Raw genomic sequence first — 12,192 nt, forward strand, 5'->3', positions numbered from 1 at the left:
TATGTACAGCAAAGATCAACAGACCCTAGGCAGTGTAGGGCTATGTATTGGCTTTTTCTCTTATTTAAGAAGCAGGCGCTTCGGTAATAGATATCCCATTGAAAAATTGATAGAAAAAGATGGTGATTTTGTGGTGTTTCACTTTTTACAGGGACTTGATCGCCAGCCCCTTAGGGTAAACGCCAATACTATCTATGCGCTTAATTTTTCTCACCATTACCTTGGAGTTATCTTGGCAAGCGCCAACGGCAAAGGGTTTGACTTTCACTATCCTCATAAGGAAGCCGTCATAAAAGCGAGACTTCAAAAGGTGCTTGGTGATGATGGGTTTAACAAAGTAAAAAAGAATGTCTAAATAAAGCGAAAAAAGTGTAAAGCGAAAACAGTGTAAAGAGAAGCCCGAAAGTAATGTTTACTCGCGGGCTTTTTTATTTTATCAGTGTAAAGACCTACGCAAACACCACGGTCTTATTTCTGTGAATAATCACGCGGTCTTCTAAATGGTAGCGTACGCCATGAGCTAATGCCGTTACTTCACAATCTTTACCCTTACGCACCATATCAGCTGCACTGTCACTGTGACTAATTCGCTTAACGCTTTGCTCAATAATAGGGCCTTCATCTAAATCTTTAGTCACGTAGTGACAGGTTGCGCCGATTAACTTTACGCCGCGATCATAGGCTTGCTGATAAGGCTTAGCACCTGCAAAGCTCGGCAAGAAGCTGTGGTGAATGTTAATGGCTTTGCCTTCTAATTCTTGGCAAAGCGTATCAGGTAAAATCTGCATAAAGCGGGCAAGCACGGTCAGATCAATTTTGTATTCTTGAAGTAAGGTCGTGATTTGTGCAAAAGCGGCTTCTTTCCCTAACGCTTTAAAGTCTACCCAATGAAAAGGGACTTTGTACCAGTCTGCAAACTGTTTCATTTGCGGGTGGTTACCAATAATAACCGGAATATCACAGTGTAGTTCCCCTGTATGCCAGCGGTGAAGCAGATCAACTAAACAGTGAGACTCAAGGCTAGCTAAAAGCGCAACGCGTTGTTTTTTGCTGGAGTCGCTCAGCTTCCAGTTCATCTGATATTCGTTAGCAAGCGGTGTGAATTCTTTAACAAAGCTTTGATGATCTAATTTTAGCGAGTCGGTGCTAATTTCATGGCGCATGAAAAAGCGGCCGGTTTGTAAGTCAGTGTGATGGCTTGCTTCAACGATGGTAGCGTTATGGTCGGCCAAAAATTGCGACACGCTGGCAACTAGCCCAATTTGGTCTGGGCAGTCTATTACTAATCTAAATGTTTGTTGCATTTGGGCAGTTTGAATAAAAAAACAGACTTTCTTTTTACCCGTGACGCCAGACGTTGTAAAGGCAGCGCGCTACTTTAAACCAGCTTAAATTGCTATAACTCATAATCACATAAGGTCTTTACTACTGTTTTTCGATGAAAAGGTGACGGTTTAACTAATATCGATTTCGCGAATCAGTACGGTATCGCGAACCTTCCTACTCATCGGTTATTCCCCTGCGCAGCTTTTCTCTTACCGACATATTGTGTTTCAACGGCCAAGACTGGCGGATAGGGTAGGTTACCCCCTGCGGTGTAGAGACAGATTCAAAAAGGTGAAATGCCGAAACGTGAACGTCTACATTGGGGCTATAAAGGGGGAGAGGTAAGCTCGACGTAGCCTTTCTAACAAGCGTAACGTGAGGCTTATAGTCTCTGCTTTCTACCTCTATTGCCGCTTTGCGGGCAGCTTTTCGTGACTGTTTGGCAAGTTCACTTAGTGCCTTTGGCGTCTCTGTTGGCGCCGCGAAGAGTATTTTAGGACCGTTCCATAATCCCGTCGCGTCTAGGGTTAAAGAAAATGGCTCGCTAACGAGTTGATCGAGTTCATATATAAGCGCTTCGTGCTGACGGTGATTAATCTCGCCTAAAAAGCTAAGCGTAATGTGAAAGTTTGCCGCTGGCACTGCATAAGGGAGAGCTGGGTCTTGGCTACTGTTGTGGTCGTAGCGCTTATTGGCTGACTTTCGAGAACGGGGAGATTCGCTTTTCACCCATTGGCGGGGCATAACTTCAGGCAATGCCTGTTGACGCCAGCTATCAAGAGCAAGCTTTTCTGTGGCGCTAAGGTCTAACCCAATAAAACATCGCATAGCTTTCCTCCTTTAAATTTGCCCTTTAGCTTGTACATCATGTTAATGAGCTACTCGCAAGTTAGTAGCTAAAAGTTAAAGTTAACCGGGGAGCCCATGCTCATACAAACCTAAGTTTATCATGGTGCTACCCGCGAATTCCAAACAAGACGCAAGTGTTGAGCTATCGACTAAATTTAAAAAAATAGCAGTGGTGTTCGGGTGCATTGATCAAATCAGGTACACTATGTCCATCAACTTATAACACCTTTATGCCCTTTATGTTACAGCTGTTTTCTCATTTACCCGCTTATGAACTTGTTTTACCACTTCAAGGTGCGGTGGCGGCCAATAACGTCATTATAGGGGCGCCTCCGGGCGCGGGAAAATCTACCGTACTTCCTTTGTCACTGTTGCAATCATCGCTTCAGGGTAAAATATTGCTTATGCAGCCACGACGGGTAGTGGTAAGAAATCTTGCCGACTACTTGGCTAGGCAATTGAACGAAAATGTGGGCGAAACCGTTGGCTACCGTATTAAGGGTGAGTCGAAAACATCGTCTGCCACTCGACTTGAAATCATAACCGAAGGGGTGCTTACGCGCATGATTCAGCAGGATCCCGAGCTTGCTGGCATAGCCGCCATTGTCTTCGATGAATTTCACGAACGCAGTATTCACAGTGACTTTGGTTTAGCGCTAGCGCTAGAAGTCCAATCTGCGCTTCGCGATGACTTACGATTAATCGTAATGTCGGCTACCTTAGACATAGCACCACTTCAAACCTTGCTCAATGCGTTTAGCGTACTGCCAGTGGAGAACTTAAATACCCAAGGGCGCATGTTTCCCGTTGATATTCGCTACACACAAGATGTGCAAGCGCATGAGTTAGTACCCAAAACCTGCAATATCATAAAGCAGGCAGTGTCCGAACACGACGGTGACATATTGGTTTTCCTTCCTGGGCGAGGAAGCATTAATGCTGTTGCCAGAGAAATAAAAGGCTTAGCTGAGAGTGCGGACATAGCCGTTCACATGCTCTATGGAGCGCTGAGTAAATCTGTGCAGCAAGCCGCTATTGCGCCAGACCCGCAAGGCAGGCGTAAAATCATATTATCTACCAATATTGCTGAGACAAGTTTAACCATTGAAGGCGTGACGGTAGTTATTGATAGCCTATGGGAAAACAGTGCTCAGTACCATCCATCGAGTGATATTACTGCGCTTACACAACAGCGCATTTCGCAAGCATCTGCCATTCAGCGGGCAGGGCGAGCGGGGCGGGTAATGGCCGGAACCTGTTATCGTTTGTGTAGCAAAAGCAGCTTCGAGCGTTTGGCAAAACACAATGCGGCGCAAATTGAAAAAGAAGACTTAAGTAGCTTCTTGCTTGATACCTTAGCTTGGGGCAGCAGCCCAGACACCTTGGCATTGTTGACGAAGCCTACACAAGCGCAGCAACAGGTTGCACAACAAAAGCTTCAGCGCGTTAATGCTATCTCACAAGCAAATATTACTCCCTATGGAAGAGCGTTGGCACAGTTGCCCTGCCAGCCCCATTTAGCCCATTTACTGCTGACCGTAAAACAGGGTATTGATGGTCTTTCTGCTGATGAAAACGATGCGCTTCGCCATGCTGCTCCCTTTGTTGTGGCGCTTAGCGAAAGCAATATCAGTGTAGGTGGGGCTACAAATGCAATGGATGCACTACTTAACGAAAATAGCAGTACGCGAAGTCAGCTTATTCAGCAAGCTTCCCGCTATGCGCGCTACGTGCAAAATAATGATGGAAAAGAACAACGCTTTAAGCCTGATATTAACGGACTAGATGAACACGCCCTTGGGCTTTGTATCGCCATCGCATTTCCTTTGCAGGTGGGCTATAGGCGCAATGCGTCAGGTCAATCAGGAGAGAGCCCTAATGTATCAAAGCATGTAGTAGGGGGCGCAACAAGAAACGGTAAGTCTCAGGCGAATTTAATCGAATACAAACTGGCAAGTGGAAAAGGCGCAGAGCTTACTACTAGTGGCAGCCCTTTAGGTTTCAGTGAGAGCGAAAATGGCGATGGGCCATGGCTGGCAGTGCTTGACGGGCAACTGATAAAAAGCACGGTGGCAATACGTTTGGCACAACCTGTACCTGAAAGCTGGTTGCGTTTAGCGTTCCCTGACGCATTCAGCGAAAAGCGCAGCGTAATTCTTAACAGCGATACGGGGGTTATGGAAGCCAGAGTAAGTACGGGCTTTTATGAGATAACGTTAAATAGCACACCGGTTTCTGGAGAGGAAAAAAGTCGTGAAAAAGCATTCTGGGATGATGCCTTATGCAATGCATGGTTCGCGCATCTTGATGCACTTCCTCTATCAAGCTGGCCGCTTTCTGATGCAGACTGGCAATGGTGGCGAAGAGTTGAGATGGCAGGAAAGCTCAACTTGCCACAAGACAAAGCTTTCGATGATCCAGACCCGTGGCCATCGTCATTAAGTGACCTGGTGCACAAGGCTAAAGATAGTTTAGCGCCAGTCTTAAAAAGCTGTAAAAGCATCAAAAACCTTAAGCAGTTACCTTGGAAAACAGCCTTGAATAATGGTTTATCTTGGCCTCAGCAAGATGCGCTGGCTACGCTATTGCCAACTCAGGTGACGATACCAACGGGGAGGGAGGCTAGCTTAGACTATCGCGAAAATGGAGATGTGGTGCTGTCGGTCAAAATGCCAGAACTCTACTCACAAAGCGCCCCATTAACGATAGCGGGTGGGCGAGTTACGGTTGTTTGCGAGTTGCTGTCGCCAGCAGGACGACCATTACAAACCACCAGTGATTTAGCGGCCTTTTGGCGAGGTAGTTATAAAGAAATACAAAAAGAGATGAAAGGGCGCTACCCCAAACACTTTTGGCCGGATGACCCTGCAAATGCAGTTCCGACCAGTAAAACTAAAAAACATATGTAGCCCCTGTATTTGAATGGCTACACTAACTAGTGATTCACGTAGCTGCTTAAAAACTGTATTTGAAAGGTATTGAAACAGATATCACTGCTGGAGCGCAGTGATATCGAAGATCTCTTTATCCACAACCTTACGACTGCTTGGGTTTATCCCGCTCAAGTTCAACATTTAGTGCAGCCATCACTTCCAGACCTGGAAACCCATCCGCAATCATGTTGTTACTAATTTGATAGTTGCGGATACCTTCACGTGTGGCTGGTCCAATAATGCCGTCAGGTTTACCCACATCGAAGCCTAAATCATTCAGCTTACTTTGAAGAGCAATGATGTCTTTGCGATTGTACGCAGGTAGGTCAGGTAACGTGGCTTTAATGCCAGACGCGCCAGCGATTCGGTCGGCCAATACACCCACGGCAATGGCATAAAACTCTGAGTTGTTCCAGCGCATAATAACGCGGAAGTTTTTGTAGGCGATAAAGGCGGGTCCGTTGTGACCTGCAGGCACAATAACATAGGCGGTAGTATCGCCTTCACCCAACTCAGAACCATCAGCTTTTTTCACGCCCTGGGCGTGCCATTCACTAAGAGATTTTCTATTTTTATAGCCTGATTCTTGATAGTCGAAGTTCTCAGGCAGTTGCACTTCACGACCCCAGCGGAAGCTACGCTCCCAACCAAGGTTAGCAAGGAAGTTAGCCGCAGAAGATAAGGCATCTTCTTCACTTGCCCACAAATTGATTTGCCCGTCGCCATCGCCATCGATAGCGTAATGGGTATAGGCCGAAGGCATAAACTGGGTGTGTCCCATTGCACCGGCCCACGAGCCAATCATGTCATCTTTTTGAAGCTTCTCTCGCTCCATCAGCTTCACAGCCACAAGAAACTCTTGGGTGAAGTAGGTGCTTCGTCGCTTATCACAAGCCAAAGTGGCAAGCGAGTCGAGTACCGGCATTTTGCCTTTATAAGAGCCAAAGTTTGTTTCTAGTCCCCAGAAAGCAAGTAGGTAGTGAGGAGGTACGCCGTATTTTTCACTTAGCTTATGCAAAAGCTTTTCGTGTTTTGCATACATCTCTTTGCCTTTTTCGGTGCGCCAGTCGGTAACACGCTTGCTGAAGTACCCGGGAAAGGTTTGTACGAATTCAGGTTGGCTGCGGTCTAGCTCTATCACGCGGTCCTGGTGAACAAGACGAGGAAATACGTCATCGATAGTTTGCTGGCTAACTCCTTCCTGCTTGGCTTTTTCGGCTAGCGCGGCGGTGCAGCTAGCGAATTGTTCATTGGCTAGCGCTGAATTCATTGTCGCACCCGCGAGAAGCAGCGCCATAGACGTGCGAAGTGACGGTCGAAGAAATGAGGCGTAAGACTTGGCCCCTTTAGGCGAACGAGTAGAGAAAAAAGAAGACTTTAATGAAGCTAAGCGCATAGTACGATTCCTGTGTTACTTGCCAGCATGCTATCGCATTGTGACCGTGAAACGCGAGTAAAATTCATTTTCGCCCTCCAACCGAGATGCGTTTTTCAACATTTCAGCAGCATATACATTTGAAGTGTGCATATTTGGAAACAGTTGTTGAGAGGCTGCCCGAATGGTAATGTTGATACTATTAAAACTAACGTTTTAAAAGGCGTTGGTTAAATCCATATCGCAATGTGTGCGATGTCATCCTCAATGATCTTCATGGCGTTTTCACGTGGCAAAAAGACAGACAAAAGACAATCCATCTTCAAAAAGTAAAGCATCAAGCAATGGCAAAAGCGCGGCTAAGCGCTCGTGGTTTTTCAAACTGTTTTGGCGAGTCACTCTTATTGGTTTGGTTGTGCTTGGGGCGTATGCCTTCTACCTTGACGCCCAAATTAAGCATGCGTTCTCTGGAAATAAATGGGAAGTTCCCGCGCAGATCTTCGCCCGTCCCCTGGAAATCAGCAAAGGTGAAGAGATAACGCCCCAAGAAGTCATTGATGAACTTAATTTGCTGGGTTACCGCAAGGTAACCTTCGCCGACAGTAGCGGTGAATACAGCTATCAAAATAAGGTGCTGACTGTACAGCGCCGCGCATTTCAGTTCCCTGAAGGCGCAGAGCCTTTGCGTCACTTAGTAATAACATGGGAAGGAGCGCGTATTGGGGAAATTTATGACAAGTCACAAGGTCGCCCTTACGGTTCTGCAAAGCTAGAACCTTGGTTAGTGACGCGCATGACAAGTGGCTCTCAAGAAGACCGTATGTTGGTGACGTTAGACACTATTCCTGAAATGTTGCCTAAAGCGCTAACGTTGGTGGAAGACCGCAATTTTTATAATCACCACGGTGTTGCGCCGCTTTCAATATTGCGGGCTCTAATGGCAAATATCGCAGCCGGACGAACGGTTCAAGGTGGCAGTACGCTAACGCAGCAGCTGGTTAAAAATATGTTTTTAACCCGTGAGCGTTCAATTGTGCGTAAGGCAAAAGAAGCCATCATGGCGGTGATCATTGATGCACGCTACAGCAAATCAGAAATTATTGAAGCGTACTTAAACGAAGTGTTTTTGGGGCAAAACGGCGACATGGCCGTGCACGGCTTTGGACTTGCCAGCTATTTCTATTTTGACCGTCCAGCCAACGAGCTAAGTACGCCCGAGATAGCCACGTTGGTTGCTATTATTAAAGGCCCATCTTATTACAACCCACGCAAATATGCTGAGCGCACGAAAGAGCGTCGTGATTTAGTGTTGCGCATGCTGTTTGATGAAAATGAAATTAGTCGTCAAGACTACGAACGTTTTGTGAATATGCCGTTAGGGCTTGCCAGTGGTGCGAGCTTGGCAAGCGGTAAACACCCTGCTTTCATGGAGCAGGTTCGTCGGGAACTCAATGAAATTCTGGCTGAGCCTAGCTTAAGAGATTCGGGCGTAAAAGTGTTTACAACACTTGATATCGTAGCCCAACGACGTGCTGAAAGCGCATTGTCGGGTACGCTAGACGGTTTGCAAAAAGACAGGAAAGTGCCATTACAGGGCGCAATGGTAGTCACAGATAGTGCAAGTGGTGAAGTACGCGCTATCGTTGGCGGAAAAGACTTTGCGTTCAAAGGCTTTAACCGAGCACTAGACGCAAAACGCCCGATAGGCTCGTTGATTAAACCTGCGGTTTACTTAACCGCACTAGAAGATCCAACCCAATTTAACCTGGCAACGCCGCTTAAAGACGAGCCCATTACCCTTGAAAGTCGAAATGGAAAAACGTGGTCGCCGCAAAACTACGATAAAGAATTCAGAGGCCAGGTGCCTTTACTTCAAGGGCTAGTCGAGTCTTTAAATATACCAACGGTTAATTTAGGCATGCAGATAGGGCTTGATGCGCTAGCCGATACGATAGAGCGATTAGGGGTAACCACCCCCGTAGATAAGGTACCGTCGTTGACCCTTGGCGCTTTCGAATTAACCCCTTTTAGTACCAATCAAATGTATCAAACCCTATCAAATGATGGACGTTATATACCTCTTCATACAGTGACGTCTGTAGTTACGGCTGATAATGCACTGCTTTGGAAAAAGGCGGAGTTTTTTGCTCAGCGCACCGATGAAGCGGCGACCTATTTGCTCAACTATGCCTTGTATAAAGTAACCACCGAAGGTACTGCGAAGCGCATCGGTTGGAATTTTGGCAATGTGAATATGGCTGGCAAAACGGGAACCACAGACGATTACCGCGATAGCTGGTTTAGTGGCTTCGATAGAAACAATGTGGTTACGGTTTGGGTAGGCAATGATGATAACCAACCGGTTAATTTAACCGGTGCAGGTGGGGCCTTGCCCGTCTTTATAAACTACATGAAATCTCAGTCACCCAAGTCATTATCAAGGCGTTTCCCAAAAGGCTTAGGCATTGCACATTTTGACGCCAAGACCGGCGCGGTTGTGGTTGCAGGATGTGCTGGGAGTTTAAGCGTACCGGCTATTTTGGATGTGCTTCCTCCACCTCAACAAGATTGTTCAGGCCGTCCTGTAGACAAAGACAGCGACAAGGATGATAAAAGCTGGTGGGAACGGATATTCGGATGAAAAAAGCTCCAGTAAGAAGATAGAAAACACAATCACTTGGCTGGGATACAGTCCGTACTTTCTATCTCCCTCTGGAGTAAAAGGCCCAGGGAGGCAAATCTGTAAGCGGTAGTCGGCTAGGTGCCTATTTATTTTTAATTGCGTTTTCAATGGCCTTTCTGAAGGAATAGGCGCGCTGTAGAAAACACCAGCGCACTGACTACAAACGCAATAACCGGACCGAGTACCACCATAAATAGGGTTGCGGCGGTCAACATATGCATTCTCCTTATGCGTCGTTATCGTTTGAGCTGACAGGCTCAATTGGCGTAATAGTAATTTCAGCAACCAATGCATTTGCTTCTTCTGCTTCTGGCTCAAACGTATGACTTGCAGTTAACACGTCATAAGTCACGCCTAGGTCCAAGCTCTGCTTTACGTCGTGCATGGCGCTTTCAACGATAAAATCTGTATGCGAAACAATGTTGTTCTGAGTGTCGTCAGCGAATGCTGATGCGCCCAATACGCTAGTTGCTAAAGTTAGTGCAGTGAAAGTTTTGCGACCGATAAACATAGTAATCTCCAAAAATTAAGTTAGACACTGCACTTGAACATACTGCGTGGCAGCTATCATGTTGCTAAAGGTTTCGATAATAAGTCGTTATCAATTAACAATTAGTTTATAGCGAGGGATGTGCCAACTCGTAAAAATAAGGTAAGTATATGAATTTAGTGAATTTTAACTTTTGATAAAAAATGAAGGTGGAATTGGGGGATTAAAGAAATACTAAAATTTAGCGAATTTAATGTAGAGGTGGTCAAAATGACTAACGCAAATTTTTTAACACTTGCGCAGCGACACAGGTGACCATGAGAAAGGTCAAAAATAGGGGCGCTAGTCTATAAAAAGAGCAGCGCCGCCAATGTGTAAAAGAGAGAATAGATTTAGGACGCTTTACTTCTAAATTGTGAAACCATTGTCACTACCAGCGCAATGATCACACCTGCAGCAATACCAACAACACCATCAGCAAGTATAGACATAACCAGCGATGCGTCTGGGATAAGTGCGGTAAACCAGTCGGTAATAACGTGCAAAAAGCCAATGCTGTGCGTGAGTATGCCACCACCGACTAAAAACATAGCCACTGTACCTACAACCGCAAGGGTTTTCATTAGTGCGGGGGCGGCAACTAATAACGCTCTGCCAATAAATCGTTGAAGGGTGTTCATTGAACCTGTTAACGACTTGCGAAGCATGTAAAGCCCAACATCGTCCATTTTAACTAGTGCCGCTACCAGCCCATAAACGCCAAGGGTAATCGCTAAGCTTAGTGCTACTAGTACACCAATTTGCGTAGTAAGTGTTGCATCGGTCACTGTGCCTAATGCAATTACAATAATTTCAGCAGACAGTATGAAGTCGGTGCGTATAGCGCCTTTAATTTTATCTTTCTCAAAAGCTACCATATCCACATCTTCGTGGGTAAGCGCTTCTATTCTGGCTTCTCGTGTTTTTTCTTCATCTTCGTGGGGAAGATATTTGTGCAGCAGTTTTTCTGCACCTTCAAAACATAAATATAACCCGCCCAGTACCAAAAGGACGGTTATAAGTGAGGGCACAAAAGCACTGATGGCTAATGCCGCAGGAACCAATATTGCTTTATTAATAAGTGAGCCTTTTGCTACTGCCCATACAACAGGTAGCTCTCGGTCTGCTTTAACGCCTTGGACCTGGTCGGCGTTTACCGCTAAATCGTCGCCCAAGACGCCCGCTGTTTTTTGCGCCGCGACTTTCGACATGGTTGCGATGTCGTCCATTAACGTTGCTATATCATCAAGTAGGGCAAGTAAGTTAGCTGCGGCCACGTCGAATATCCTTTGTTATGTATTACAGTTAGAGTAATCCCCAGTAAATAGCAGCTTAGCGTACTTAAAACATGGGTGATATACAATCAGGAATAAAGCCGATAAATCACAGTTTTTAATGGCGCCGTCGGTGGAAAAAATGTGGTGACTGTTGGCATTCATTTATTTTCCGTTATTGTCTTTATTTTAAATGTATATTTATTCCTTAAACGTAGTGTTCGACGCCTTCCTAGGCGGATCAAATATTGCACGTATTTGTGACAAAATGAATAAAAGTGCTTAATCTAACGGCAGAGAGTACTGAGTTAACGGCAAGGAAATAGATGCAAATAAACGGTGAGTTAGGCAAAAGATCGATACTACCTATTATGGACTGTTGGGAGCAATAAAATGACTGACAGCCCAATTCCATCGCTATCCGTACGCTCATATACGAAGCAAACGTGCCGCCATAAACACAACTACTTTCAGTTAGTGCTGCCCATCAACGGACATATCTTGATAGAAATCGATAATTTTAGCGGGCGAGTAGGCGTAGGCGAAGGCGTATGCATAGCGCCGAATGAGCTCCATTATTTTAGCGCTAACGAACTGTCAAAATTTATTGTGGCGGACTTGGAGTATGTGCCAGTTAATTTAAATGACAGGTTGCACCCGATATTTCAGGTAACGTCAGCATTACAGGCGTTTTTATCGTTTGTAGAGATTCAAATTAGCCAGTTTGCTGACCAAGGCCATGAAGAAATACTGGCGCTATTTTTAACCTTGCTAGAAACATCCTTGAAAGGATGCAGCATGGATAAGCGAATGACTCCTGTATTAAGCCATATTCATCGCGACCTTGCCCGAGGCTTTACACAGGTGGAGTTAGCACGGATAGCCTGCATGGGAACAACGCAATTCAAAACACGCTTTAAAGAAGCCACCGGGCATAGTTTACGAGATTACCTTGTAAAAGTGAGGATGGAAAAGGCCAAAGCACTACTTAGAAATACCGATACACCAATGTTGGGTATAGCTCAGCTAACAGGGTATGAAGATGTTGCAGCATTCAGTCGCCGGTTCAAAGCGTATTTCGGGCGACCCCCTAAGTTTTTCAAAAGAAAGTGACTGTGATAAGGGCTTACCTCACATGACGGTAAATCGTTGATAGAGACAACTAGTTAATCTCTTCGTCTTTAGGAAGTTTAGGGTATACGGATTTAATGGTTGATGGGGCA

At 45.6% G+C, this 12,192-nt stretch carries 9 protein-coding genes; 4 read left to right on the forward strand and 5 right to left on the reverse strand.

What is annotated here, in order from left to right; genetic code table 11:
* On the forward strand, nt 1–355 hold a 355-nt coding region (locus ACX5KA_RS14040; RefSeq protein WP_458731464.1), incomplete at its 5' end, for a hypothetical protein.
* Nucleotides 356–449: 94 nt separating this feature from the next.
* On the opposite strand, the gene purU is transcribed toward ACX5KA_RS14040, so the two are convergent.
* Both purU and thpR read right to left on the reverse strand, forming a co-directional pair.
* Nucleotides 450–1,304, reverse strand: coding sequence for a formyltetrahydrofolate deformylase (gene purU, locus ACX5KA_RS14045; protein WP_039217723.1), 855 nt, complete (start codon nt 1,302–1,304; stop codon nt 450–452).
* A gap of 196 nt (nt 1,305–1,500) precedes the next feature.
* Nucleotides 1,501–2,154, reverse strand: a complete 654-nt coding sequence (gene thpR / locus ACX5KA_RS14050; RefSeq protein WP_458731465.1) for an RNA 2',3'-cyclic phosphodiesterase — start codon at nt 2,152–2,154, stop codon at nt 1,501–1,503.
* A gap of 206 nt (nt 2,155–2,360) precedes the next feature.
* Between thpR and ACX5KA_RS14055 the strand changes: the two genes are divergently transcribed.
* Complete coding sequence (locus ACX5KA_RS14055; RefSeq protein ID WP_458731466.1) at nt 2,361–5,084, forward strand: ATP-dependent RNA helicase; 2,724 nt, start codon at nt 2,361–2,363, stop codon at nt 5,082–5,084.
* A 127-nt stretch (nt 5,085–5,211) separates the two neighbouring features.
* Here ACX5KA_RS14055 and ACX5KA_RS14060 read toward each other — a convergent pair whose 3' ends face one another.
* Nucleotides 5,212–6,504 carry a lytic murein transglycosylase gene (locus ACX5KA_RS14060; RefSeq protein ID WP_458731467.1) on the reverse strand — a complete coding sequence of 431 codons (1,293 nt, stop codon included), beginning with the start codon at nt 6,502–6,504 and terminating at the stop codon, nt 5,212–5,214.
* Nucleotides 6,505–6,772: 268 nt separating this feature from the next.
* Here ACX5KA_RS14060 and mrcB point away from each other — a divergent pair, with 268 nt between their 5' ends.
* Complete coding sequence (gene mrcB, locus ACX5KA_RS14065; protein ID WP_458731468.1) at nt 6,773–9,124, forward strand: penicillin-binding protein 1B; 2,352 nt, start codon at nt 6,773–6,775, stop codon at nt 9,122–9,124.
* 268 nt (nt 9,125–9,392) lie between these two features.
* Here the strand turns inward: mrcB and ACX5KA_RS14070 are convergent, their stop codons facing one another.
* The gene (locus tag ACX5KA_RS14070) at nt 9,393–9,677 is read right to left on the reverse strand and encodes a hypothetical protein (RefSeq protein ID WP_458731469.1); all 285 of its coding nucleotides are present in this window, start codon (nt 9,675–9,677) and stop codon (nt 9,393–9,395) included.
* Between the two features lie 371 nt (nt 9,678–10,048).
* Nucleotides 10,049–10,972 (reverse strand): DUF808 domain-containing protein, encoded by a 924-nt coding sequence (locus ACX5KA_RS14075; protein WP_014948000.1) that lies wholly within the window; start codon nt 10,970–10,972, stop codon nt 10,049–10,051.
* 390 nt (nt 10,973–11,362) lie between these two features.
* On the opposite strand from ACX5KA_RS14075, the gene ACX5KA_RS14080 reads away from it, so the two are divergent.
* The gene (locus ACX5KA_RS14080) at nt 11,363–12,082 is read left to right on the forward strand and encodes an AraC family transcriptional regulator (protein WP_342288420.1); all 720 of its coding nucleotides are present in this window, start codon (nt 11,363–11,365) and stop codon (nt 12,080–12,082) included.
* Nucleotides 12,083–12,192 lie beyond the last annotated feature (110 nt).

The organism is Alteromonas alvinellae, from assembly GCF_902705805.1.

Excerpts from the sequence above, each read along its gene's own strand:
- purU (WP_039217723.1), bottom strand. The coding sequence starts at position 1,304 with ATGCAACAAACATTTAGATTAGTAATAGACTGCCCAGACCAAATTGGG.
- thpR (WP_458731465.1), bottom strand. The coding sequence starts at position 2,154 with ATGCGATGTTTTATTGGGTTAGACCTTAGCGCCACAGAAAAGCTTGCT.
- ACX5KA_RS14060 (WP_458731467.1), bottom strand. The coding sequence starts at position 6,504 with ATGCGCTTAGCTTCATTAAAGTCTTCTTTTTTCTCTACTCGTTCGCCT.
- ACX5KA_RS14070 (WP_458731469.1), bottom strand. The coding sequence starts at position 9,677 with ATGTTTATCGGTCGCAAAACTTTCACTGCACTAACTTTAGCAACTAGC.
- ACX5KA_RS14080 (WP_342288420.1), top strand. The coding sequence starts at position 11,363 with ATGACTGACAGCCCAATTCCATCGCTATCCGTACGCTCATATACGAAG.